Below are 25,327 nucleotides of genomic sequence, written 5' to 3' on the forward strand. Positions count from 1 at the left end.
TTCCGGGGGTAAATCCAGGGGGGCGCATGTGACCGGCAGCATCGATCCGAAGGCGTTTTTCACAAGACTGTTCGACGCTGCCGTCGCCGCCGCCGACCCGGCCAAAACCATTCGCGCATTCCTGCCGGAAAAGCCCCGGGGCCGCACAATCGTGGTCGGGGCCGGCAAGGGAGCGGCCCAGATGGCGGCGGCGCTGGAAGATGCCTGGGACGGACCTCTGGAAGGCGTGGTCGTCACCCGCTACGGCTATGGCGCGCCGACCCGCATGATAGAGGTTCTGGAGGCGGCGCACCCGGTGCCGGATGAGGCCGGCCTTTCCGGCGCAAAGCGTCTCATGGAGAGCGTGAGCGGGCTCGGCCCGCATGATCTGGTGATCGCGCTCGTCTGCGGCGGCGGATCGGCGCTGCTGCCCGCCCCCGCAGGTTCCCTGACGCTCGTCGATGAGATTGCCGTCAACGAGGCGCTTCTGGCGTCCGGCGCGCCGATCTCGGCCATGAACACGGTGCGCAAGCACATCTCCGCAATCAAGGGCGGCAGGCTGGCCGCCGCGGCCCATCCCGCGCGCGTCGTCTCGCTGATTGTTTCGGATATTCCCGGCGATGACCCGGCGCTTGTTTCATCCGGTCCGACCGTGCCCGACATGGCCAGCCGCGCGGACGCGCTTGCCGTGATCGAGACCTATGGCATGCAGCTGCCCGATGCGGTGATGCAGCATCTCGCATCACCGGCGGCAGACGCACCAAAGCCGGATGATCCGCGTTTTGCAGGTCATGAGGTCCATGTCATCGCCTCGGCCGCGCGTTCGCTGGAAGCGGCTTCCGCCGCCGCCGAAGCGCAGGGCGTGCCTGCCGTCATCCTGTCGGATGCGATTGAGGGTGAGGCGCGTGAGGTGGGCCGCGTTCATGCGGCGATTGCCCGTGAGGTGGCGTTGCGCGACCGGCTTTTCAGAAAGCCGGTCGTGCTGCTTTCGGGCGGCGAAACCACGGTGACGCTGCGCAGAAGCGGCGGGCGCGGCGGGCGCAACACCGAATTCCTTCTGGCGCTTGCGCTTGGCATCGAGGGTATTTCCGGCATCTCGGCTTTCGCCGCCGATACGGATGGTATCGACGGGTCTGAGGAGAATGCCGGCGCCTTTGCCGATCACGGCACCGTCGCGCGGCTGCGCTCTGCCGGCCACGACCCGAAGGCGCTGCTTGCCGCGCATGACGCCTGGGGCGCGTTTGATGCTCTGGGCGATCTGTTCGCGCCGGGGCCAACCGGCACGAATGTCAACGATCTGCGAGCGGTTCTGCTGCGCTGATCCTTAGGCGCTTCTGCGCGGGCGCTCTTCCGACTGATAAACGGACAGGACATGCCCGTCCGGATCTGCGAATTCGGCAGACCATCCGCCGGGAGCATGGCTGACGGGCGTCACAATGGTCGCGCCTTTCTCGGCAAGGCCTTCCACGACATTGTCGATGCCACCTTCTGAGAGGTCGAACACCACAATGGGCGTGTTTCCGGGGCGGGATTCCATCTTGAAGAAGATAAGCTCGATATTGTTCTCGGTGCTGGCCAGCAGCCAGTCGCCCGTCTCCTCGTCCCCTTCCATCCTCTGGACATTCAGCCCGGCCACGTCGCGGTAGAACGCTTCCGTGCGGTCGATGTCGTTGACGTAGTAGCAGATGGTGCCGATGCGGACGTTGGAAAGCATGTGTGTCTCCTGATGTTACAATGTTGGTTCTGCTTCTTGATTGCCGCAGGAGCCAGGTTTGTGAGCTTTGGGGTGAGAAAAACTTACCGCAAAGAGGTGTCCGTCCGGATCGTGGCTTGCAAGGAATGCAGAATTGCGACCGGTCAGCGGAAGAAGGTTCTGCCGGATCGTGCCGAAGGCGAGCGTGCCCGCCAGCAACTTTCCGGGAAGGGGAGCTGCATCGGGCGGGGCATCGCGCCAACGCTTGCGAAGGCCGGCAATGCGCTGACGCAGGCTCGCATCGGAAATGCGCAGAAGGTGCCGGATTTCACTGCGCGTATGACCGCCGAGCGCGAGGAGCGCAACAATTCTCTGGCCCCTTGGCAGGCCGGCGAGAAACGCGGTCGGAACATCCCCGTCTTCCGAAGGTTCAAGAAGGCTTGCGGCGCTCTCACGGGTTGACCGACGGGCGGCGGAGCGCCGTTTCGTCGCCGCCACGTTCCGCATGACGCCCTGAAGCCAGGCGCGGCTCTCCACGCATGGCCGGTTGCCGGCATTCAGCGCTGCAATCAGCGTTTCATGCAGCAGGTCTTCCGCTTCAATCTGGTGCGATGCGTGGCGATGCGCCGTTTTCAGAAGATGGCGATAGGTCGCGGGGGTGAGTTCAAGCCGGGCAGGCATCTCCTGCACTGTGCGCCTGCTATCCACCGCTCGCTCCCCCATGCTTCCAGTCAGGTGAGGAAGCTACAGGATGCAGTGCGCGCTGCAAGCAAAGACTGAGGCACAGGGCGTGAAATTCAACCCGCGATATCCACCACGCCGCTTTCACCGGTCTCGGAGCCAAAGGCAAGGCGGCGGCCATCATCGTCCCAGGCCATGGCGGTGATCGCACCCTTGCCCTGCCGGCGCAGAAGCACCTCCTTCTGGTCGGCAAAGCGCCCGGCGAGGATCATGCCGTCGGCATAGCCGATGGCGACGATTTCCTCGGTCGGATGGCAGCAAACCTGCGTCACCATCGTGTCGCCGCGTGTTCCCAGCTCAAGTGGCGCCTTGCCCATCGGGCCGTCCTTGGCCTGGAAGGGCCAGACAATGGCGGCCGGCGCGCCGGACGTGGCGAGCCATTTGCCCTTCGCGCTCCAGGAAAAGCTCTTCACCTTGCCCGGATAGCCGGCCATGCGCATATGCTTGCCATCCGCGAGTTTCCAGCCGTGCAGGGCGTTTTCCTGCATGGTGGTGACAAGGAACTTGCCGTCCGGGGAGAAGGTAATGCCGGTGTGCGCGCCCGCCCATTCCAGCTCTGTCGGCTTGCCGTCGGTGGCCGGAAAATGCAGCGTCGCGCCATTGTAGCGGGCAACCGCAAGCCGCATTCCTTTCGGCGCGAAGGCGATGCCTTCCACCGAGCGCGGGTGCTGGAATTCGCGCTGTTTTCCATCGGCAAAGCGCACATAGGCGTTGCGCCCGACCGCAAAGCCGACCGTGCCCTGCGGACCGGCTGCAACGCTGGTCACCCATTTGCGGCCGATCTCGGCCAGCGTTTCCACCGTGCCGTCAGTCGCGAGTGCTGCGACCCGTCCATCTTCGCCGCCGGTGATAAGGCGTGCATGATCGACGTCGGGGCAGGCGGCCAGCAGCCCGTCATGAACCTCTGCCCATTTGTGGCCATTGTCGAGACGATGCACCACGCCATCGGCCAGCGCGAAATGCGGAATGTCGTTCAGCCAGGCAGTGGCAATGCAATGGCTTTCGAGGTCGAGCGGGGCGACTGTGGGCATGTGGGCAGGTCCTGGGCGATGCCGGTCTATGGATTTTCGTGTGGCGCGGCGCGTGTGGCTCTGTCAGGCCTTATGCCTGACAGGCCTCGAACGTGCGCTGCAGACGCTCGGTGTCGAGGTCGCGACCAATGAAGACGAGCCGCGTCTCACGCTTTTCGTCGTCGCGCCAGGGGCGCTGGTGATCGCCCTCGATGATCATGTGTACGCCCTGCACCACGAACCGGTCCGGATCGTCCGGGAACGCGATGATGCCCTTGAGGCGCAGAATGCTCGGCCCGTCCATCTGGGTGGTCTTCTCGATCCACGGGAAGAACTTTTTCGGGTCCATCTCGCCACCGCGCAGCGACAGTGATTTCACGCCCGCATCGTGGATCGGCGAGGCAGCGCCATGGTCATGCGCATGATCGTGGTGCCCATGCCCATGGTCGTGATCATGCCCGTGGTCATGATGATGATGATCGTGGTCGCAGTCGGGGCCGCACACATGGTCCGGATCGTCGTGATCGAGGAAGTGCGGATCATTGTCGAGCACGCGCTTCAGATCGAATGCGCCACGGTCCAGAACCTCGGTCAGCGAAACGCCGGCGCGTTCGGCGCGGTGAATGCGGGCCATCGGGTTGATCGCGCGGATCGTTGCCTCGACCGCCGCCAGTTCTTCCGGCGTCACGAGATCGGTCTTGTTGACGATCACGACATCGGCGAACGCGATCTGGTCTTCGGCCTCGTTGGAATCCTTCAGGCGCAGCGGCAGGTGCTTGGCGTCGACCAGTGCGACCACCGCATCGAGGCGGGTCTTGGCGCGCACATCGTCATCCATGAAGAAGGTCTGCGCCACGGGGGCGGGATCGGCCAGGCCCGTGGTCTCCACCACGATGGCGTCGAACCGGCCCGGACGCCGGGTCAGCCCTTCGACCACGCGCACCAGGTCGCCGCGCACCGTGCAGCACACGCAGCCATTGTTCATCTCGTAGATTTCCTCGTCGGATTCCACGATCAGGTCGTTGTCGATGCCGATCTCGCCGAATTCGTTGACGATCACCGCATAACGCTTGCCGTGGTCTTCGGTGAGAATGCGGTTCAGAAGCGTCGTCTTGCCGGATCCGAGATAGCCGGTCAGCACCGTGACCGGGATCTGGTTCGGGGTCGTTTCGCTGGGCGTCTCGGTCTGCGCGTCGGACATGGTTTCTCGCATAACTTGAAAGGTTTCTCGACTATATAAGACGGCGTTTTGCCGATTGCACGGTCAGTCTTCGAAATGGGACAGATCGAACCGGTCGACATCGACAAGCAGCTCGACGAAGCCTGCGACTGCGTTGTCGATGATGCGTTCGCCCGCTTCTGCGCTGGAAGCCGCCGCGTTGCCTGTCACGCCCTCCGGCGAGAGGTCGCGCATCATCCAGCCGAAAGCGTGTGGCCCGTAGGCGCGCAGATGCCTGAAGTCACGCCGGAAACCGGCCTGCGCGGACTGGAAGTCGGCGGCCTTCTCCATGTCGACGAGATCGGGCCGCAGCGCCAGCATGACCGAAGTTTCGATGAAGCCGCCATGGATGCCCAGCGCGCGCTCCTCGTCGGAGACCAGATCCTGCGGATAGCCGAAGCGGGTCCAGCTCGTGGCGACCGCCAGCATGCCGAATCGAAGGCGCAATTCCGTCGCCACGATGGTCAAAAGCGGTGAGTTTCCGCCGTGAGCGTTCAAAAGGACCAGTTTTTTTGCGCCGGCTTTGTTCTGCGCCTCACCGATGCCGACCCAGCGCTCAACGGCTTCATCGAAAGAAAGGCTGCGCGTTTTCGGCGAGTCCGAGTGTTCGATAGAATAGCCTATCTTCTCAACCGGAAGACACGTGATGTCGAGATTTGCGGGGCAGGCGCTTTTTGCTTTTGAAGCAATGGCTTGGGCGATGATCCAGTCGGTTTCGGGCGGCAGGTGCGGGCCATGCTGCTCTGTTGCGCCCAGAGGCAAAATGGAAATCTTTTTGCCTTGAGCAGAGGGAACTTCTTGTGTGGTCATTGCTTAATACCGACTGCCTCAAGACGAGATAACGTTGTATGCTTAGCCAAAAGTAGACCATCCCCATTGGTATGAAACTGGTCAATCTTAGGTTGCATTGAGCTTCGTTACGGCTATTTTGACCGCAGGGGCGTTCTAACTCATTCTCGAGGATGTCTAAAGGGGACTAAATATATGGCCAAAGCTGTAAGGGGCGCGACGATAGGGTTGTTGCAGTCGGCCGCCAGGCTTTCACGTACCGCTCTGGCCGAGCGGCTTCTGGCACACGGCTTCTATGCCGGCCAGGACAAGATCATGTTAGCCTTATCCATTGAAAACGGGCAAGCGCCAAGTCAGCTTGCCGGACTGTTAGGCGTCAGGCCGCCAACCATTACGAAAACAATCAATCGACTTGCAAATCAGGGGTTTTTGGAAAAGCGATTATCGGACGAAGACGGACGACGTGCCCATATTTTTCTGACCGAACAGGGCGAGCAGGCCATCAAGGCAATCGAAAAATCGGTTCGCAAAACCGAGAAGCTCGCACTGAAGGGGTTCGATAAAAAAGATCAAAAGGCCCTCGCCACGCTCCTCTTGAAAATCGAAGCCAATCTGAATGGCGAAAGCCACGACATGATTGACGAGGACGAAGATGCGGAGGTCGATGCGTAGTTAGGATCTTCGGCGTTTCCAGCGACGCCCGAGGATCGGCTTGATCAAGCTTTCTACGCAGAATGCGTAACTAGATTGACCTTTTCCCCAGCCATGGCATAAGCAACCTTAAACAGTTTAAGGTGGCTTAATCTGTCACGACCTGATTTTGGGTTGGATACGACGCATCTGTCGTTGTCCGACACCAGATGCGGGTTGGTATTGCGGGTAGGGGAGAGGTCGACTGGCGCAGAAGATCAAGCTTTCAACAATCGCCGAAGCGCTTGGTGTTTCAACGGCGACCGTGTCTCTCGCGCTTCGCGACAGCCCGCTGGTGGCAGATGCCACGCGCCAGCGCATCAAGGAGCATGCGCGGGAGATCGGTTACATCTACAACAGGCGCGCAGCCAGCCTGCGCACCTCGCGATCCGGCATTATCGGGGTTGTGGTGCACGACATCATGAACCCGTTCTTTGCCGAGATTCTCCGCTCCATCGAAAGCGAGCTGGACCGGTCGCGCCAGACCTTTCTGCTGTCGAACCATTACGACCAGCTTGAGAAACAGCGCACCTTCATCGACACGCTTCTGCAGCTTGGCGCAGACGGGGTGATCATGTCGCCGGCCATTGGCACGCCGCCGCAGGACATTCGTCTTGTGGAGGAGAACGGCCTGCCGACGGTGCTCATTGCACGTTCGGTAGAGGGCGCGCGGGTGCCCGTGTTCCGGGGCGACGACGCCTATGGCACGGGGCTGGCCACCAATCATCTGATCTCGCTCGGTCACACGCGCATCGCCATGATCGGTGGCACGGATCAGACCTCTACGGGTCGCGACCGTTATCAGGGCTATGTCGACGCCATGCAGAAGGCGGGGCTGGAGATCAAGCCGCAATGGCGTTTCCCGGGGCCGCGCACCAAGCAGGCGGGCTTCGAGATCGCCGGGGCGTTCCTTGCCCTCAAGGACAAGCCGACGGCCGCCGTCTGCTGGAACGACCTCGTTGCCATTGGCCTGATGAACGGCATTGCGCGCGCCGGTCTCGTGCCGGGCGTGGATGTCTCCGTCACCGGCTATGACGATCTGGAGGAGGCGGCCATCGCCACGCCGGCGCTGACGACGGTCTGGAACGGTCAGCGTGAAGTTGGCCGCCGCGCTGCGCGGGTTCTTCTGGATCGGCTGAACGGCGCCGATGTGAACCTTGCTCAGGAGCTGATCAAGCCGGAGCTGCACATACGCCAGTCGACGGGGAAACCGGTCGAGCGCTGACCGGTTTCGTCCTGGCCTTTACTGTTGATCTTATTGGGAGAGTGGATTTGTCGGAAACGCAGGGGACCGCCATTCTGGTGCCGGGGCGATTGCACCCGCACGCGCTGGAACGCATTGATGCAGAATTTGAACTCCTGACGCTGGAGCAGGCCGACGCCACTCTGGTCACGGAAGAGATGGCCGCGAAAGTGCGTGGCATTGCTTCAATGACGGTGGTGGACGCCGCCTTTATCGATGCGCTGCCCAATCTTGAGATCATCGCGAATTTCGGCGTGGGTTATGATGCGGTCGATGCCGCGCATGCCGCCCGCAAGGGTGTGATGGTGACCAACACGCCCGACGTGCTGACTGACGAAGTTGCCGACACGGCCGTCGGGCTCCTTCTCAACACGGTGCGCGAGCTGCCGCGCGCCGAAGCATGGCTGCGCGAGGGCCGCTGGGTGCGCGAGGGCGCTTACCCATTCTCGCGCGGGTCGCTTCGCGGGCGCACGGTCGGCATTTTCGGCATGGGCCGCATCGGCCGCGCCATTGCACAGCGTCTTGCAGCCTTTGGCCTGCCGATTGCCTATCACAACCGCCGAGCGGTCGATGATGTGCCCTATGCCTATCACGACACGCTTCTGGGGCTCGCTTCTGCCGTCGATACGCTGATCTGCGTCGCGCCCGGCGGCGAGGAAACCAGCAAGGCCATCAATGAAGCGGTGTTGAAGGCGCTGGGCTCCAATGGTGTTTTCGTGAATATCGGTCGCGGCAGCACGGTTGATGAGGCAGCTCTCATCAGGGCGCTTGAGGATGGCACGATCTTCGCTGCCGGGCTTGATGTGTTTGAGGATGAGCCAAACGTGCCCGAGGCGCTGCTTGCCGTGGAGAACGCATCCCTGCTGCCGCATGTCGGCTCTGCCTCGGTGGCCACGCGGCAGGGAATGGCCGATCTGGTGGCGGATAATCTCGTCTCCTGGTTCGTCAAAGGGCAGCCGATTACGCCGGTGCCGGAAACGGCTTCCGTCACGCGCTGAAAGGCGCTTCGTTAGCGATTTGTTAACCAGGAAAGCGGAACTTCCGATTCTACTTTGAGTTGGGGGTTCCGCCTATATGAAACTGTTTGTGTCGGGTGCATTGCTGGCCACGCTTTTGGCCTCGGGCGGCTATTTCTCAGATGCGGTTTCGGCCAGGGATGGCTCCGAAACCCCGCTGACGCAGGAAGCGCTTGCAGGAACGAACGCCTCCGAATTCACCCTGATGCGCATCGGTTTTGAAGATGTGTGCAAGGTGCGCCGCGCGGACACATCCGGCGAGGCGCAACTGACCCTCGACAGCGCCTGCGCGCAGCTTGTGCCCGCCCTTGCCGGTGCGCGGGTCTGGCAGGAACGCGCCGATGGCACGGTCGCGTTCCTCTCTGCTTCCGGGGAAACGCTGGTCGAGTTCTTCCCCGGCGACGGGGTGACATACGAGTCCCTGCGACCCAGCTCGCCCCTTCTCAGCCTCTACCGCGAAGACTGAGCCTATTCCGCCGCAATCCGCGCGCTGATGCGGGCGGTCGCGTGCCGGTGAACGGCCTCGCCGAAAGCCTTGAAGATTCGTGCCGACGCATTGTCATTGTGCGCCCAGTATTCGGGGTGCCATTGCACGCCGAGCGCAAATCCCGGCGCATCCTTCACCGAAACGGCTTCAACGGTTCCGTCATCGGCCATGGCTTCCACCTGAAGGCGCGGCGCGACAGTCGATGCCGCCTGCCGGTGCACCGAGTTCACCGCGATCTCTGACGTATCGAACAGTCCCGCCAGGCACCCGCCCGGCGTGATCTTCACCGACTGGCGGATGGCGAAACGCGCATCGAAGGCGGCTTCCTCGTCGCCGCGATGGTCGAACGCGCCGTCGCGCTCGTGGACCTCCATGGCCAGCGTTCCGCCAAGCGCCACGTTGAGCTCCTGAATGCCGCGGCAGATCGCCAGAAGCGGCACACCCTTTTCGATGGCCCGGCGAATGAGCGGCAGTGTCGTCGCATCGCGCGCATGGTCGTAGGGGCCGTTCTCGTCCGTGGCGTCTCCGCCATAGAGCGCCGGATAGACGTTGGATGCCGATCCCGTCACCAGAACGCCGTTGACCGTCTCGAGCAGGCTGTCGAGGTCGTATTTGTCGCCGAGCGAGGGCACGAGAACCGGCAGCACGCCGGCGGTCGAGATCGCCGCGTCAAGATAGGGCTGCGGCGTTGCGTGCCAGGTGTATTTCTCAAGATCCTTTGCGTCCGTCGTGACGGCGATGAGGGGCGTGGGCATTTGAATTTCCGTAGGTTGGCGGCTGTGTGTGTTGAAGCCGAATGTAGAGATTGCCGAAGCGTTTCCAAAGGGGCGTTTGAGCCTTTTCTTGGGTCTTCGACATTGGTCGTAAACGGGGGGCTCGGCGCTGGACTTAAAAACCCCTGCGTGCATTGATGCGCAAGGCTTTCGGCGCTCAAGAAAAGCAAACATATGGTGCGACGAAACCATAAACGGGTCGAAGTGCATGCGTGCTTCGGCAGACGGTTCCAGAATGGGAGGAAAACATATGGACCGCAGAACCTTCATCAAGAAGGCGGGCATGGCCGGCACGGGTGTCGCTGCCGCTTCAGCCCTGGCAACGCCGGCAATCGCCCAGTCAATGCCAAAGATCACCTGGCGCTGCACCTCGTCTTTTCCCAAGGCGCTCGACACGATTTACGGCGCAGCCGAGACCATGGCCGATTTCGTGAAAGGCGCGACGGACGGGAATTTCGAAATTCAGGTCTTTGCCGCCGGCGAGATCGTGCCCGGTCTGCAGGCAGCCGATGCAGCCGCCACCGGAACGGTCGAGATGGCGCACACGGCCTCCTATTATTACTGGGGCAAGGACCCGACATACGCGCTCGGCACCGCCATCCCTTTCGGCCTCAATTACCGTCAGCAGAATGCCTGGTTCTATTATGGCGACGGCAACACGCTGATGAACGAGTTCTACAATGAGCAGGGTCTCCATGCCCTGCCATGCGGCAACACCGGCGCACAGATGGGCGGCTGGTTCCGCAAGGAGATCAACACGGTCGAGGACCTCAAGGGCCTCAAGATGCGCATTGGCGGCATGGGCGGCAAGATCATCGAGAAACTCGGTGTCGTTCCCCAGCAGATCGCCGGCGGCGACATCTATCCGGCGCTGGAAAAGGGCACGATCGACGCGACGGAGTGGGTCGGCCCCTATGACGATCAGAAGCTCGGCTTCAACAAGGTCGCCCAGTATTATTACTATCCCGGCTGGTGGGAAGGCGGTCCGGTTCTCCACGCCATGTTCAACAAGCAGAAGTGGGACGAACTGCCGGACGCCTACAAGACCGTTGTCGATGCGGCCTGTCGCGCCGCCAATGCCGACATGATGGCGCGCTACGATTACAAGAACCCGGCAGCCCTGCGTCAGCTGGTGGCGGATGGCGCGCAGCTGCGGCCGTTCAGCCAGGAAATCCTGGAAGCCTGCTACAACGCCGCGATGGACACCTATGGCGAGATCAACGGCTCGAACGCGACCTTCAAGAAGATCTACGACAATCAGCAGGCCTTCAAGAAGGACGCCTATCTGTGGGCGCAGCTTTCCGAGTACACGTTCGATACCTTCATGATGATCCAGCAGCGGGCCGGCAAGCTCTAGCCTTCTGATTGGATGCAGATAGTGAAAACCCCGGAGCGGTCGCTCCGGGGTTTTCTTTTGGCTGTCGGTTCGGTCAGTCGAAGCTTGGCGGCTGGCTGAGATCCGGGGTCGCCGGCTTCTGCTCCTGCTCCTGCGGCGCGGCTTCCGGCGCACCGGCGGGTGCGCCGATCGGGGGCAGGCCGCCAAGGCCCGGCAATTGCAGCCCGTTGTTCTGCGCGCCGCCATCGCTGCCGCCGGACTGGCCGGGTGGCGCGCCGAAGGGCGAACTGCCGAGCCCGCCGGGCAGCCCAAATCCGGGTCCGCCATCATTGCCGCTGCCGAAGGAGGGAATGTTGATCTCCACCTCGCTGGGATTGACCGTGCTTTCCTTCTTGTAGTGGGTCACGAGGCCGGGGAAGCTGATCACAAGGATGATCATCAGGAACTGGATGATGATGAACGGGATCGCCCCCTTGTAGATCTCCGTCGTCTTCACCGCCGGCAATATCCGCCCGGACACCTCGTCCTTCCACTCCTTCATCGGCGCAATGGAGCGCAGATAGAAGAGCGAGAAGCCGAAGGGCGGTGTCAGGAACGATGTCTGCAGATTGATGCCGAGGATGACGCCGAACCAGATCAGGTCGATGCCCAGCGTTTCCGCTGCCGGCACCAGAAGCGGCACCATGATGAAGGCGATCTCGAAGAAGTCGAGGAAGCAGCCGAGAATGAACACGATCACCGTGACGGTGAGCAGGAAGCCGATCTCGCCGCCAGGCAGCGCCAGTAGAAGCTCCTCGATCCAGACATTGCCGTTGATGCCGTAGAAGGTCAGGCCGAAGACGCGCGCGCCGATCAGGATGAACATGACGAATGCCGAGAGCTTCGTCGTTGCGTCGAGAGCCTGTTTGAGAACGGTGAAGGTGAGCCTTCTTTTGACGATGGCGAGGAGCAGCGCTCCGGCGGCCCCCATCGCGCCGCCCTCGGTCGGCGTGGCGATGCCCAGGAAGATGGTGCCGAGCACGAGGAAGATCAGCGCCAGCGGCGGGATCAGCACGATCACCACCTGTTCGGCCAGCCGCGAGAGGATGTTCAGTTTGAGATAGCGATTGGCGAGGCTGAACAGCAGCGCGAAGATCGTCGCCGTGGTGGCCGCCCAGACAAGCCGCACCTCGCCGCGCATTTCGGCGAAGACGGTGTGATAGGTGGCGAAATAAATCGCCACGGATGCGGCGATCAGAAGGATGAGAGACATGACGCCGCCGCCGAGCTTGCGGGTCTCCGGCGGCAGTGCGGGCGCCCATTCCGGCTTGAAGATGGTGACCGCGAAAACCAGCAGGCAATAGGCCGCGATGATGACCAGTGCCGGCAGTAACGCGCCCACATACATGTCGCCGACCGAACGGCCGAGCTGATCGGCCATGACGATCAGCACCAGCGACGGCGGCACGATCTGCGCCAGCGTTCCGGAGGCCGCAATGGTGCCGGTCGCAAAGCCGCGATTGTAATTGTAGCGCATCATGATCGGCAGCGAGATCAGCCCCATCGCGATCACCGATGCGGCGACCACGCCGGTCGTCGCCGCCAGAAGCGCGCCGACCAGAACCGCCGCATAGGCAAGCCCGCCGCGCACCGGCCCGAAGAGCTGGCCGATCGTGTCGAGCAGGTCTTCGGCCATGCGCGAACGTTCGAGGATCAGTCCCATGAAGGTGAAGAACGGGATCGCCAGCAGCGTGTCATTGTACATGATCCCGTAAATGCGCTCGGGATGCGATTGCAGGAGCGGCCAGAAGAGGCGGATCTCGCTCGAAATGTGCGAGAGTTCGACACCGATGACGAAGAACAGCAGACCGCCCGCGGCCAGCGTGAACGCGACCGGGTAGCCGATCAGCAGCATCGCCATGACGGTCACGAACATGATGGGCGCGAGGTTGTGGGCGATAAAATCAATCATCGCGCTTTTCCTCCATCTCGATGGCGGCTTCCGCTGCCGGGTGGAGTTCATGCTGCGGATTTGGCTCGTCGATCATGCCGCTCAGAACCGCACAGCGCTTGATGATTTCGGAAACCGCCTGCGCGGTCAGAAGCACGAAGCCGGCGAGCACCATGAATTTCGCCGGCCAGATGATCAGTCCGCTCGCATTGGCCGAAATCTCGCCCGACACGAAGGAGCGCTGAAACCATGGCCAGCTCAGCCAGACGATCAGCGTGACGAAGGGCAGCAGAAAGAAGATGTGGCAGAACAGGTCTATCCAGTCGCGCGTGCGCTTGGAAAACAGGCTCGAAATGATATCGATGCGGATGTGTTCATTGCGCTGCAGCGTGTAGGCGGACGCCAGCAGGAACACGGTTCCGTAGAGATACCACTGAAGTTCCAGAAGACTGTTGGAGGCGCGGGGGATCGGCAGATAGGCGGGCAGCCCGTCGCCGAGAAAGCGCACGATGGCGTTGTAGGCGGAGACCAGCACCGCGAACAGGATGAGCCAGGAAACCTGTTTCCCGATGAAACGATTAATAGCGTCTATGAGGCGCGAAAGGCCAAGGAGCCCCGCCATGCTTTCCTCCCAGCAATGTGTTCCCCCCGGATCGTTTTTTTATGATCCTCGGGTGTTTGCTTTGTGTTGCATATGCAGCGTGGCTTCAAGTGAGCCAAAAGTCGACATTGCGCGGGCCGCCCTGGGTGTGCGTGGACGTTTTCCTGTTGAAAATGAGGGGTAAGGGGGCGTTTTGAGGCGTTTGGGGAAGATTCACCCGGGTTCGAAAAGGGGTATTTTCTTTGAAAGCCGGCTTTCTCTGCGGTTTTTCGCTGGCTAGAGGCACTCACAAAATTTCATCGGGCCAGATTCCGTTCGCGCTAGACACCCACGCGGCTGCGTGTATTGATAACAGTTCGGAACGGGATGATTGTGTTTGCACGCGTCACTGTTCAGTAGAAGAGGCCGTTTAACGGCCATTTTTTTCGCTTTTTGAATACTTGGGAGGTATTTCATGGATCGTCGTTCATTTCTCCGGAAGGCCAGCCTTGCCGGCGCCGGCGCAGGCGCTGCAGCACTGGCCACGCCGGCGATTGCGCAGGGCAACCAGACCTGGCGCATGGTTACGACCTGGCCGAAGAATTTTCCGGGACTGGGTGTTGGCGCGCAGCGTCTCGCCGACCGCATTACCGCCGCATCCGACGGTCGCCTGACCGTACAGGTTTACTCCGCCGGTGAACTCGTGCCGCCGCTTCAGTCGCTCGACGCCGTCATTGACGGTTCGGCCGAGATGAGCCACGGCGCGGCCTATTACTGGCAGAACAAGAGCCCCGCGCTCTCCTTCTTCACCGGCGTTCCCTATGGCATGACCTCGCGCGAGATGGCTGCCTGGGTGCGTTACATGGGCGGTCAGGAAATCTGGGATGAGATTTACGATCAGTTCGGCGTTCAGGGCTTCCTGTCGGGCGACACCGGCACGCAGGCCGGTGGCTGGTTCCGCGATGAGCTTACGGGTCTTGATTCCGTAAAGGGTCTGCGCTTCCGCACCCCCGGCCTCGGTGGCCGCGTGTGGGAGAAGCTTGGCGCAACGGTCACCAACATGGCCGCCGGCGAAATCTTCCAGGCGCTGCAGTCCGGCACGCTGGACGCCGCCGAGTTCGTCGGTCCCTACAACGATCTGGCGCTGGGCTTCTATCAGGTTGCCAAGAACTACTACTTCCCGAGCTTCGTGGAGCCGGGTCTGGCAACCGAGCTGGTGGTCAACAAGGCGAAGTATCAGGAGCTGCCGGCTGATCTGCAGGCAATCGTCCGTGACGTCTGCCAGGCCGAGTACGACCAGGTGGCTTCGGACTTCTATGCCAATGATCCGCGCGCGCTGAAGACGCTTGTCGAAGAGCATGGCGTGAATGTGCGTCAGTTCCCCGACGATATCGTCGAGGCCGGTGCGGTGGCTGCTGCCGAGATCATGGGCGAGCTGCGCGATTCCGGTGATGCGCTCACCAAGAAGACGACCGAGAGCTTCATCGAGTCGCTCAACATCCTGCGCACCCGCACCGAAGGCACGGATGGTCCCTTCATCGAGGCGCGCAAGAAGTACTTCTCGATCTGACCGGTTTCGGCTGAAATGAAAAAAGCCCGGGCATTGGCCCGGGCTTTTTTTGTTGCCGTCAGACTGTCGCCTCTCGAGCGGCAGTCCTTGCATGCGGCAGCCGGAGGAGATCACCCGGCTGCCGGACGCCTTAATTGTAGATCGCCCTTGGCAGCCATGTCGCGATCTCCGGGAACATGAACATAATCGCGATTGCGAGCACCTGCAGTCCCACGAAGGGCAGCACGCCCTTGTAGATCATTGATGTCTTCACATTGGGCGGTGCGACGCCGCGCAGATAGAACAGCGCAAAGCCGAAGGGCGGTGTCAGGAAGCTCGTCTGCAGGTTCACGCCCACCAGAACGCCGAGCCACACCGGGTCCACGTCGAGAGCCAGCAGGATCGGTGCGGTGATCGGGATCACGATGAAGATGATCTCGAACGTATCCAGGATGAAGCCCAGAAGGAACATGATCAGCATCACCACGGCCACGGCCGCCAGCGTGCCGCCCGGCAGGTTGGCGAGGAACTCGTGCACCAAATTGTCGCCGCCCATCAGGCGGAAGACGATGGAGAACACGGACGCGCCGAACAGGATGATGAACACCATGCAGGTGATGGAGGCCGTGGCGATGGCCGTCTCGCGCAGAACCGCGAAGGAAAGCCGCCAGCGGAGCCCCGCCAGCACCATTGCGCCCACCGCGCCCACGGAAGCGGCCTCTGTCGGCGTTGCGATGCCGCCCAGAATGGAGCCCAGAACGGCCATGATCAGAAGCAGCGGCGGCACCAGCGCCACCGCGACTTCGCCAAGCAGCTCTTTCTTCTCTTCAGGCGGCACCGGCGTTGCCGGGCAGGAGGCGGGATCGAAGATGGCCTTGAAGATCGTCCAGCCGAGATAGAGCGCCACCAGCATGACGCCGGGCAGAAGCGCGCCGGCGAACAGATCGCCGACGGAGACGGGCACCGGGGCGAAATTGCCCTTGGCCATCTGCACCTGCGCGTTGATGCCCGAAAGCATGTCGCCCATGAAGATGAGAACGGTGGATGGCGGGATGATCTGGCCGAGCGTGCCCGACGCGCAGATGACGCCGGTTGCCAGCTTCGGATCGTAATTCGCGCGCAGCATGGCCGGCAGCGAAATCAGGCCCATCGTGACGACCGTTGCGCCCACCACGCCGGTGGAAGCGGCAAGAAGCGCGCCGACAATGATGACCGACATGCCAAGGCCGCCGCGCAGATTGCCGAACAGCTTGCCCATCGTAAGCAGCAATTGCTCGGCGATCTTGGAGCGTTCGAGCATCACGCCCATGAAGATGAAGAGCGGCACGGCCACCAGCACTTCATTGGTCATGTAGCCGATATAGCGGTTGGCCAGACTGCCGAAATTGGACGGGTCGAACACGCCGAACCACATGCCAACAAGGCCGAACATGAGCGATACGCCGGCCAGCGTGAAAGCCACCGGGAAGCCCAGGAGCAGAAAGCCGATAATGCCGAAGAACATGAGCCCCGAAAGGAGCTCGCCAATAAGAACCGGATCCATCAGACGCTTGCCTCCGGCTGCTCTTCTTCATCGTTGGTGTAACGGAGTTTCGGGGGCAGGAGGTCTTCTGCGTCATTGAGGACGAGAATGGACCGCAGCGCCATGGCGATGCCCTGCAACGCCAAAAGCACCGCGAAAGCAAGGATGAACCCCTTGAGTATGAAAAGCCCCGGCATGCCGCCCACATTGGCGGACGCTTCGCCCAGCCGCCATGACCGGCTGACAAAGCTCCAGCCGTAATAGACGACGATCCAGCAGAAAGGCAGCAGGAACAGGAACACGCCGATCAGGTCGACCACGGCTTTCCGCCTTGTGCTGGCGGGCCGGTAGAAGATGTCGACGCGGACATGGTCGTTTCTCAACAGCGCAAAGCCGGCCACCGCCGTGAACATTGCGCCGTTCAGCCAGATGTAGAGATCCTGCATCCACACGAAACTGACGGAGAAGACATAACGCTGCACCACGACGGTGAAGCAGACCAGAACGATGGCCAGCGAAAGCCAGGAAAAGACGTTTCCGATAAAGGCGTTCAATCCGCTTATGGCGCGGACGAGAGAAGCGATTGCGCGCACGGGGTCACAAACCTCCGCCGTTTGCGCGCACGGCGAGTTGCGCGGTGTGATCTGCCATATGGGCCCTCTTGCATTTCCCCTTTGGTTGGGCGGCAGTTGTTCCCTGTCCTGCCCTTCCTGCCCGTAAAACGGGTATCGAGTGATTAGCAGCTTTGTTGCGGCTGCAAAAGTAATGGCGCAAGAAAAGTCGCCTTTTTGCGCTGCCCACCTAAATTAATGGATGTGGCTGTTGCACTCGCCGCACGGAACGGGAGAAGTGTAAGTGCGGTGCCGTTAGATTCGTTCGCCGCACGCGTTGCAGGGCTAATAAAATGTCCTTTCAAATCGCTGCTTTGCTGCGGTGTTGCGCATTGTGGCCCGAGCGGCAAATTCGTTTGACGGGATGCCGGCCGAATACAAAACTACCCTTGCGGAAACGTTTCCAACACGTGGTCCGCGGAGGAGGAAATAATTCATGACGCTTCATGATGTTGCGCTCGACGACAAGTATGATCTGACCAAGGAACGCATCTTCGTTTCCGGCGCGCAGGCGGTTGTCCGCATGCTCCTGATGCAGCGCGAGCGTGATCGACGCGCAGGGCTCAACACGGCAGGCTTCGTTTCCGGCTATCGCGGATCGCCCATCGGCGGTCTCGACCTCCAGCTGTGGAAGGCCAAGAAGCAGCTTGAAGCGTCCAATGTGATTTTTCAGCCGGGCCTCAATGAGGAACTGGCCGCCACCGCCTGCTGGGGTTCGCAGCAGACCGAGCTTCTGGGCGAAGGCAAATATGACGGCGTTTTCGGCGTCTGGTACGGCAAGGGGCCGGGCGTCGACCGGTCCGGCGACGTGTTCCGCCACGCCAATCAGGCCGGTTCCTCCAGGCATGGCGGCGTTCTGGCGCTGATGGGCGACGACCACACGGCCGAGTCCTCCACCGTCGCCAACGCCAGCGAATTCGCCTTCGTGGATGCGATGATCCCCATCCTGAACCCGGCCGGGGTTCAGGAGCTCATCGATTACGGGCTTTACGGTTACGCGCTCTCCCGTTTCGCCGGCACCTGGACGGCGATCAAATGCGTGAAGGACAACATCGAGTCGACCGCAGCCGTGGATGTCTCGCTTGAACGGCTGAACATCGTTCGCCCGGAATTCGACATGCCGCCCGGCGGGCTGAACATCCGCAACGAGATCAACATGCTCGGCCAGGAGGCGCGGCTTTACGATTACAAGCGCGCTGCCGCCGCCGCCTTCGTGCAGGCCAACAACCTCAACCGCATCATCTATTCCGGCGGTTCGAAGGCGAAGATCGGCATCGTCACGCTTGGCAAGAGCTATCTCGACACGCGTCAGGCGCTCGACGATCTGGGCATTGACGAGGCGCGCGCCAACCAGCTTGGCATCCGCCTCTTCAAGGTGGCCTGTCCCTGGCCGTTCGACGTGGAGCATATGCGCGACTTCGCGCGCGGTCTCGACATGGTCATCGTCGTTGAGGAGAAACGCTCGCTCATCGAGGTGCAGCTGCGCGAAAACCTGTACGGCACGGCCAACCAGCCGGAGATCATCGGCAAGGTGAACGAGAGGGGCGAGCGCCTGTTTGCGCCCACTGCGGCACTCGATCCCAACGAGATCGCCATCGCCATCGGCGAGCGCATCTTGCGGGTAATCGGCCCGTCCGAAGAGATCGCGGCCCATGTGTCGCGCCTGCGCCAGTTTCAGGCGATGCTTGCCGACACCAAGGATGTCTCCGGTCGCGCACCCTATTTTTGCTCCGGCTGCCCGCACAACACTTCCACCAATGTGCCCGAGGGCTCCATCGCCGGCGGCGGCATTGGCTGCCACTTCATGGCCACCTGGATGGACCGCTCCAATATCGGTTTCACGGCCATGGGCGGGGAGGGCGCGCAGTTCATCGGGCAGGCTCCCTTCTCGAAACGCGAGCACTTCTTCCAGAATCTGGGTGACGGCACCTACAATCATTCCGGCTCCATGGCGATCCGCTTCGCCATCGCGTCCGGTGCGAACATCACCTACAAGATTCTTTACAATGACGCCGTGGCCATGACCGGCGGCCAGCCGCATGAGGGCGGTCTCACCGTCGACATGATTGCCGATCAGGTGCGCGCCGAGGGTGTGGAACGCATCGCCGTGGTCAGCGACGAGCCGGAAAAATATGCCGGCGTGGTGGCGTTCCCGCAGGGCACGACCATCAACCACCGCGACGATCTCGATCAGGTGCAGCGCGATCTGCGCGAGGTGAAGGGCGTTTCGGTCCTGCTTTACGATCAGACCTGCGCCGCCGAAAAACGCCGCCGTCGCAAGCGCGGCACGTTTCCCGATCCCGACAAGCGCGTGTTCATCAATGAACTCGTCTGCGAGGGCTGTGGCGATTGCGGCGTCAAGTCGAACTGCGTTTCGGTACAGCCGCAGGAAACCGAATTCGGCCGCAAGCGCCGCATCGACCAGTCCAGCTGCAACAAGGATTTCTCCTGCGTCAACGGCTTCTGCCCCTCCTTCGTCACCGTTCACGGGGCGAAGCTGAAGAAGGCGAAGGGCGTCACCGGTGCGAACGATCCGCTGGAAGGCGTGCCGGAGCCTGCGCTTTACCAGATGGAGCGCGGCTGGTCGGCCGTGGTGGATGGCATCGGCGGCACCGGCGTCGTCACCATCGGCGCAATCCTCGGCATGGCCGCGCATCTGGAAGGCAAGGGCGCTGGCATCATCGATATGGCCGGCCTTGCGCAGAAGGGCGGGGCGGTGTTCACGCATCTGCGTATCGCGCCGACGCCTGAAGACATTTACGCCATCCGCGTTTCCGCAGGTGAGGCCGATCTGGTTCTGGGCTGCGATCTCGTCGTTTCCGGCGCGAAGAAGGTTCTGGCGTCCGCACGCCACGGGCACACGCTGTTCATGGCCAACACGGCGGAAGTCATGCCGGGCGATTTCGCCCGCTCCGCTGATTTCTCGCTGCCCATCGAACGGCTGAAACAGGCCATTCGCGCTGCGGCAGGCGAGGAGAAGGCGCATTTCTTCGACGCCACGCGCACGGCCAGCGTGCTGTTTGGCAATTCCGTCGGCGCAAACATGTTCATGCTCGGCATGGCCTATCAGTATGGCGGGTTACCCGTATCGGCGGAAGCCATCGAGAAGGCCATCGAACTCAACGGGCAGGCCGTCTCCATGAATGTCTCGGCCTTCCGCTGGGGCCGCCGCGCCGCGCATGATCCCGAGCATGTGCGCCGGCTTGTCGCCAAATCGTCCAATGGCAATGTGCGCCAGCCGCTGTCGCAGACGCTGGACGAGGTCATCGAGCGGCGGGCGACCTTCCTCACCGGCTATCAGAACGCGGCCTATGCGGAACGCTATCGCGCCCGCATCGCCCGCCTGCGCGCGGCCGAGGAAAAGGCGTTACCAGGCTCAACGGCAGTGACGGAAGCTGCCGCCCGCAACCTCTTCAAGCTCATGGCCATCAAGGATGAGTACGAGGTTGCCCGGCTCTACACGGATGGCGCTTTCAAGCGTCAGCTCGCTGCCGAGTTCGAGAGCTACGACCATCTGGAATTCCATCTGGCGCCACCGATCCTCGGTCGTCACGATGCGCAGGGGCATCCAAGGAAGTCGGCTTTCGGTCCGTGGATGATGACCGCTTTCCGCCTGCTTGCGGGCCTGAAGGGCCTGCGCGGAACCGCTCTGGATTTCTTCGGTCGCACCGAAGAGCGCCGCATGGAGCGCAGGCTGCTTGCCGAGTATGAAGGCGATCTGGATCGCATCGAGGCGCTTCTGTCGCCCGAGCGTGCTGAGGCCGCTGTTGCTCTGGCTTCGGTGCCTTCTCTCATTCGCGGCTTCGGCTACATCAAGGAAGGCAACGCCGAAAAGGCTGCCGGCGAGCGGGCGCGGCTCAGGCAGCGTCTTGAGGATGGCGATGAGCCGGGGACGCTTCTGAAGGCTGCGGAATAGCTGGATTTTGCCGGCTGGCATGGTGAAAAGCCGGATAAACTTTTCTTAATGCTGTTGTGTCACAAATGGGCCCGTCAATCGGGCTCATGCAGTGAAAAACTCTAAGAACAGCATACCGGAAGACGTCTACGTTGGGTACATCCGTTCGTTGTTTCAGGACGTCGGAGTACTGCCCGTAGGCGCGGCTTGCTATGGCCTGATTGCGCTTCTTCTCTACTATAAGACCGGCCAGGCCGCGCATCTGTTCTTCGGACCGGCCATGTTTGCCGCCGGCCTGTGGCGTTATTTCAAGATCACGCGCGTCGATCACGATCTGATCTCTGATTACCCCTCGGCGCTTGCCTGGGAAAACCGCTATCTGTGGTGGGGCAGCCTGCACGGCCTTGTGGTTGGTGCGTTCGGCTTCTTTGCAATCGTCTGGTCGAGCGACAATTTCAGTGAACTCGCCGCCGTTTCCGCCATTCTGAGCGGCACAATCACCATTGCCGGGCGCAATTACGGCTCCCACAAAATGGTGTCGATCCTGACGCTCACCATCGTCTTCCCGATGGCGCTCGGCCTGATGCTGAAGGGCGATTTCTATCATTTCGCGCTTGGCCTTTTCATCGCGCCCTTCATGCTGGTGGTCACCAAGATGGCGGATCTGGTGCGCACCGTGCTGTTCACGGCGATCAGCGAGGAAAAGCGCTCAACGCGTCTGGCGCAGCGTTTCGACCGGGCGCTGAACACCATGCACCACGGCCTTCTCATGCTGAACAATGAGGAGCGGGTGGTGGTCAGCAACACCCAGGCCGCCGAAATGCTGGGCTTCAAATCACCGGAGCAGATGCTTGGCCGCACGCTCAAATCGCTGCTGATGCGCGGCGTGGCGAGCGGTCTCCTGTCCCAGCGTGATTACGACTATGCAGAAGAGCACCTTTCGAAGGCCCTGCGCGAGGGCCGTAATCGGAAGGTTCTGCTGCGGATGACCAATGGCCGTCACTTCGAGTTCGCCGCGCGCGAAGGCCATGACGAGGTCGGTGTGCTCACCTTCGAAGAGGTGACGAGCCGTGTGGAGGCGGAAGAGAAGATCCGCTTCATGGCGCGCTATGACAGCCTCACCAGCCTGCCCAACCGGGCCTATTTCCATGAAAAGGTTTCCGAGGCCATGGCTGCGGGCGATCAGGACCGCCTGTGTGGTCTGGCCGTTCTCGACCTCGACGATTTCAAGACGGTGAACGACACGCTGGGTCATCCGGTTGGCGACGGGCTGATCTACGCCATGGCGGAGCGGCTTTCCGCTTTTGAGAGCGCCAATGTGCGCATCAGCCGCTTTGGCGGCGATGAGTTCATGCTCTATTTCAATCAGGTGGAAGACGAGGCGGAGTTCGCCCGTCAGTTCGAGCAGATCTTCTCGTCGCTCAGTGGTGAAGTCGACGTGGCGGGCCACGCGATGCGCATCCAGTCGAGCGGTGGCGCCGTGGTTGTTCCTGTTCGCTCCAGCGATGTGGATTCCATGATCGTCAAGGCCGACCTTGCGCTCTACAAGGCCAAGGAGCTCGGCAAGAACGGCTGGAGCCTGTTCGAGACGGAAATGGATGTTGCCTTCCGCAACCGCCAGGTGATGAAGGCCGACCTCAGAAGCGCCATTGAGGCCCGCAGCCTGCGGGTTGTCTACCAGCCGATCGTGGACGCCCACACGATGCGGATCGCAAGCTGCGAGGCGCTGTGCCGCTGGGACCACCCGGATCTTGGTCTCGTGTCGCCGGCCATCTTTATTCCGCTTGCCGAGGAAATGGGGCTGATCTCCGAAATCAGCACCATCGTGCTGGAAGCGGCCTGCAAGGAATGCGTGACATGGCCCGAACATGTGGGCGTTTCGGTCAACCTGTCGGCCAAGGATTTTCGTTCCAGTGACGTGATCGGCAAGGTGGAGCGCGCGCTCGAGAGGGCAGGGCTGCATCCGGCGCGCCTCGAAATCGAGGTGACAGAGACCGCGCTTCTGAACGACACCGAAGCCACGGTGCGCTACATCAACACGCTCAAGAAGCTCGGCGTGCGGATTGCGCTCGATGATTTCGGCACCGGCTATTCTTCACTCAGCTATTTGCACACCTTACCGCTCGACAAGGTCAAGATCGACGGCAGCTTCGTTGCCAATCTGAAGGAGGGCGAGCGTTCGCTTCACCTGCTTCAGGGCGTTGTGGACCTGTCGCGCAAGCTCGGCCTTGATGTGACCGTCGAAGGTGTCGAGCGTTTCGACCAGCTCCGCCTGCTCGAAAGCCATGTGAAACCCGATCTTTTACAGGGGTTCCTCTTCGGCGCAGCGCTCACGGCTTCCGGCATCGAGACCATGGCGGAAGTGAAGCAGTCCTTCCCCGCCCATTCCCCTTCCGGCACCAACCGCGCATCTGTCTGACAAGGCGTGATTCTTTGCTTTGCAATGACGTTTGACCGAAAACCTTTTGTTAAGGTTAATAAAACCTAAATATAATTCGTACGAATTTCAGCTTTACATAAACCGTGAGGGGTTTACGCTTGAAATGTACGAGAGGTTGTAAAAGTCGACGTGGGGCATGCGGCAATGGTCACGAGTACCGGCCTGGTCGGCCTAAAACCGGGGGCGGAGCGTTTCGTCCGTGAACCGGAAAGAAAATCCTCAAGCTTCATCGATGGTGTGATGGCGCTTCTGGAGCGCACGGAGTATCGCCGTTGCGATACGAGCGAAGATCGGGAAGAGATTTTTCACCTTCGCTATCGCTCCTATCATGCGCATGGTTTCGTGCCGGAGTCGGAGCGGCAGATCGTGAAGGATGATCTGGACGATCTTCCCAACTGCTACAATTTCGCTGTTTACATAGACAAGCGTCTGGTCAGCACTGTGCGTCTGCACCAGATCGACCATGACAATCCGCTTGGCCCCGTCACCAAGGGGTTTGGCGATATCATGTTGCCGCATATCGATGACGGCGAAACCTGCATCAATCCGAGCATGCTTGCGGCCGATCCGGACATCGCGCGCGAATACCGGGCGTTACCCTATGTGTCGCTGCGTCTGGTCATTGCTGCCTATGAGTATTTTCATTCAACCTATTGCGCCTGTCTGATCCGGCAGGAACACACGGCTTTCTACCGCCGCATCTTTGGCGCGCGTCAGATGAGCCCGGAGCGCGCATACCCGCCGATCAGCATCCCCCTGATGCTCTTTGGCGGCATCTGTTCCAAGGAATTCGGCCCGATTGTCGAGCGTTTTCCCTTCTTCCTGTCGACGAAATCCGAACAGCGGCTCCTTTTTGAGCGCCCGGCGCCCGGCCAAGTGGCGCCGCTGACCGTTCTCCCGACCGCGAAATATCTGCTCGACGCTGCCTGATCTATTTGCCATTCGCCGGGATCGCTTCTTGTCGCTCGTCGGCAGGCGGGTTATCGAAAAGACATGAGCATCAAAAAGGACATTGCAGCGGATGCCATCTGGTCTGTCGAACTGAGCGACGACGAGCTGGAGCGTGCGCGGCGCGGCCTGACGGAACGCCTGTTTTCCAAGGGAAGCTATATCTGTCACCGCGGTGACCGGCTGGACCACTGGACCGGCGTCGCCGAGGGGCTCATCAAGATCAGCGCGATTTCGGCTGCCGGCAAGGCAATGACCTTTGCCGGCGTGACCGATGGCGGCTGGTTCGGCGAAGGGTCGGTGCTCAAGGGCGAACCGCGCCAGTATGACGTGGTCGCCATCCGCGACACGCGGCTCACCATGCTGTCGCGCCCGACCTTCATGTGGCTGTTTGAAAACAGCACCGGCTTCAATCGCTTCCTCGTGCGCCAGCTCAACGAGCGTATGGGCCAGTTCATCGCCACCATCGAATATGACCGTATTCTCGGGCCGAACGCCCGTGTGGCGCGCAATCTTTCGTGGTTCTTCAATCGAACGCTCTATCCGCGCGCCGGCAACGCCATTGAGATCAGCCAGGAGGAACTTGGCCTTCTGGCCGGCGTTTCGCGCCAGGTGGTCAATCGCGCCCTGCACGAGCTGGAAGACGAGGGGCTTCTCAAGGCCGAGCACGGGCGCATCACGGTTGTCGATGCCGAGGCGCTGAGCCGCTACGATTCCTGACGGGAAAGTGCCGGACGGGAAGACGCTGATCGGCCGATGTGCAGCATCGTCCGGGCCTGTTCGGCAGGCGCAAAGGCGCGCGCCGTCCGGCTCCAAGATCAGCTTTAGACTTTGGTCTGAAAGATGCTTTTCGCGCTTCGGAAATACTGCCGCCTG

The 25,327-nt window shown here is 61.4% G+C and carries 21 protein-coding genes; 11 read left to right on the top strand and 10 right to left on the bottom strand.

What is annotated here, in order from left to right:
* Window positions 1-28: 28 nt before the first annotated feature.
* Window positions 29-1,300: a glycerate kinase type-2 family protein gene (locus AC4PTT_RS05110; RefSeq protein ID WP_492162225.1), complete on the top strand. Its 1,272-nt coding sequence runs from the start codon at window positions 29-31 to the stop codon at window positions 1,298-1,300.
* A 3-nt stretch (window positions 1,301-1,303) separates the two neighbouring features.
* Here the strand turns inward: AC4PTT_RS05110 and AC4PTT_RS05115 are convergent, their stop codons facing one another.
* From AC4PTT_RS05115 to AC4PTT_RS05135, 5 genes are all read right to left on the bottom strand, one after another.
* On the bottom strand, window positions 1,304-1,693 hold the full coding sequence (locus tag AC4PTT_RS05115; RefSeq protein ID WP_113152993.1) for a VOC family protein: 390 nt from the start codon (window positions 1,691-1,693) through the stop codon (window positions 1,304-1,306).
* 15 nt (window positions 1,694-1,708) lie between these two features.
* A complete protein-coding gene (locus AC4PTT_RS05120; protein WP_492162226.1) occupies window positions 1,709-2,380 on the bottom strand; it encodes an RNA polymerase sigma factor in 672 nt (223 codons plus the stop codon).
* Between the two features lie 89 nt (window positions 2,381-2,469).
* Window positions 2,470-3,444, bottom strand: a complete 975-nt coding sequence (locus AC4PTT_RS05125; RefSeq protein WP_113152991.1) for a WD40 repeat domain-containing protein — start codon at window positions 3,442-3,444, stop codon at window positions 2,470-2,472.
* 70 nt (window positions 3,445-3,514) lie between these two features.
* The gene (locus AC4PTT_RS05130) at window positions 3,515-4,624 is read right to left on the bottom strand and encodes a CobW family GTP-binding protein (protein WP_206547841.1); all 1,110 of its coding nucleotides are present in this window, start codon (window positions 4,622-4,624) and stop codon (window positions 3,515-3,517) included.
* A 63-nt stretch (window positions 4,625-4,687) separates the two neighbouring features.
* Window positions 4,688-5,452, bottom strand: a complete 765-nt coding sequence (locus AC4PTT_RS05135; protein WP_492162227.1) for a creatininase family protein — start codon at window positions 5,450-5,452, stop codon at window positions 4,688-4,690.
* Window positions 5,453-5,626: 174 nt separating this feature from the next.
* Between AC4PTT_RS05135 and AC4PTT_RS05140 the strand changes: the two genes are divergently transcribed.
* The 4 genes from AC4PTT_RS05140 to AC4PTT_RS05155 all read left to right on the top strand — a co-directional run bounded on the left by AC4PTT_RS05140 (window position 5,627) and on the right by AC4PTT_RS05155 (window position 8,846).
* Entirely contained in the window at window positions 5,627-6,103 is a 477-nt protein-coding gene (locus tag AC4PTT_RS05140) for a MarR family winged helix-turn-helix transcriptional regulator (protein WP_113152988.1), read from the top strand.
* 223 nt (window positions 6,104-6,326) lie between these two features.
* On the top strand, window positions 6,327-7,346 hold the full coding sequence (locus tag AC4PTT_RS05145) for a LacI family DNA-binding transcriptional regulator (protein ID WP_113152987.1): 1,020 nt from the start codon (window positions 6,327-6,329) through the stop codon (window positions 7,344-7,346).
* Between the two features lie 47 nt (window positions 7,347-7,393).
* Window positions 7,394-8,362 carry a 2-hydroxyacid dehydrogenase gene (locus AC4PTT_RS05150; RefSeq protein WP_283799825.1) on the top strand — a complete coding sequence of 323 codons (969 nt, stop codon included), beginning with the start codon at window positions 7,394-7,396 and terminating at the stop codon, window positions 8,360-8,362.
* A gap of 76 nt (window positions 8,363-8,438) precedes the next feature.
* Window positions 8,439-8,846, top strand: a complete 408-nt coding sequence (locus AC4PTT_RS05155; RefSeq protein ID WP_492162228.1) for a hypothetical protein — start codon at window positions 8,439-8,441, stop codon at window positions 8,844-8,846.
* Between the two features lie 2 nt (window positions 8,847-8,848).
* On the opposite strand, the gene AC4PTT_RS05160 is transcribed toward AC4PTT_RS05155, so the two are convergent.
* The gene (locus AC4PTT_RS05160) at window positions 8,849-9,622 is read right to left on the bottom strand and encodes a gamma-glutamyl-gamma-aminobutyrate hydrolase family protein (protein WP_283799827.1); all 774 of its coding nucleotides are present in this window, start codon (window positions 9,620-9,622) and stop codon (window positions 8,849-8,851) included.
* Window positions 9,623-9,890: 268 nt separating this feature from the next.
* On the opposite strand from AC4PTT_RS05160, the gene AC4PTT_RS05165 reads away from it, so the two are divergent.
* Entirely contained in the window at window positions 9,891-10,997 is a 1,107-nt protein-coding gene (locus tag AC4PTT_RS05165; RefSeq protein WP_206544218.1) for a TRAP transporter substrate-binding protein, read from the top strand.
* A 73-nt stretch (window positions 10,998-11,070) separates the two neighbouring features.
* Here the strand turns inward: AC4PTT_RS05165 and AC4PTT_RS05170 are convergent, their stop codons facing one another.
* Together AC4PTT_RS05170 and AC4PTT_RS05175 are read right to left on the bottom strand one after the other, a co-directional pair.
* Window positions 11,071-12,927, bottom strand: coding sequence for a TRAP transporter large permease (locus AC4PTT_RS05170; RefSeq protein WP_492162229.1), 1,857 nt, complete (start codon window positions 12,925-12,927; stop codon window positions 11,071-11,073).
* Entirely contained in the window at window positions 12,920-13,528 is a 609-nt protein-coding gene (locus AC4PTT_RS05175; protein WP_317088809.1) for a TRAP transporter small permease subunit, read from the bottom strand. The genes AC4PTT_RS05170 and AC4PTT_RS05175 overlap by 8 nt, the downstream gene beginning before the upstream one ends.
* Window positions 13,529-13,961: 433 nt before the next feature.
* Between AC4PTT_RS05175 and AC4PTT_RS05180 the strand changes: the two genes are divergently transcribed.
* Complete coding sequence (locus AC4PTT_RS05180) at window positions 13,962-15,056, top strand: TRAP transporter substrate-binding protein (protein ID WP_113152980.1); 1,095 nt, start codon at window positions 13,962-13,964, stop codon at window positions 15,054-15,056.
* Between the two features lie 130 nt (window positions 15,057-15,186).
* Here AC4PTT_RS05180 and AC4PTT_RS05185 read toward each other — a convergent pair whose 3' ends face one another.
* Window positions 15,187-16,578 carry a TRAP transporter large permease gene (locus AC4PTT_RS05185; RefSeq protein WP_113152979.1) on the bottom strand — a complete coding sequence of 464 codons (1,392 nt, stop codon included), beginning with the start codon at window positions 16,576-16,578 and terminating at the stop codon, window positions 15,187-15,189.
* Window positions 16,578-17,150, bottom strand: coding sequence for a TRAP transporter small permease subunit (locus AC4PTT_RS05190; RefSeq protein WP_113152978.1), 573 nt, complete (start codon window positions 17,148-17,150; stop codon window positions 16,578-16,580). Before AC4PTT_RS05190 ends, AC4PTT_RS05185 begins: the two co-directional genes overlap by 1 nt.
* Window positions 17,151-17,604: 454 nt before the next feature.
* Between AC4PTT_RS05190 and AC4PTT_RS05195 the strand changes: the two genes are divergently transcribed.
* The 4 genes from AC4PTT_RS05195 to AC4PTT_RS05210 all read left to right on the top strand — a co-directional run bounded on the left by AC4PTT_RS05195 (window position 17,605) and on the right by AC4PTT_RS05210 (window position 25,171).
* Complete coding sequence (locus tag AC4PTT_RS05195) at window positions 17,605-21,084, top strand: indolepyruvate ferredoxin oxidoreductase family protein (protein ID WP_475082322.1); 3,480 nt, start codon at window positions 17,605-17,607, stop codon at window positions 21,082-21,084.
* Between the two features lie 91 nt (window positions 21,085-21,175).
* A complete protein-coding gene (locus AC4PTT_RS05200; protein WP_206544214.1) occupies window positions 21,176-23,482 on the top strand; it encodes a putative bifunctional diguanylate cyclase/phosphodiesterase in 2,307 nt (768 codons plus the stop codon).
* A gap of 165 nt (window positions 23,483-23,647) precedes the next feature.
* Complete coding sequence (locus AC4PTT_RS05205) at window positions 23,648-24,433, top strand: N-acyl amino acid synthase FeeM domain-containing protein (RefSeq protein ID WP_206544213.1); 786 nt, start codon at window positions 23,648-23,650, stop codon at window positions 24,431-24,433.
* Between the two features lie 63 nt (window positions 24,434-24,496).
* Window positions 24,497-25,171 (top strand): Crp/Fnr family transcriptional regulator, encoded by a 675-nt coding sequence (locus AC4PTT_RS05210; RefSeq protein WP_113152975.1) that lies wholly within the window; start codon window positions 24,497-24,499, stop codon window positions 25,169-25,171.
* Window positions 25,172-25,327: the final 156 nt, after the last annotated feature.

The sequence above is a fragment of the Nitratireductor sp. WH36-1 genome (assembly GCF_058725515.1).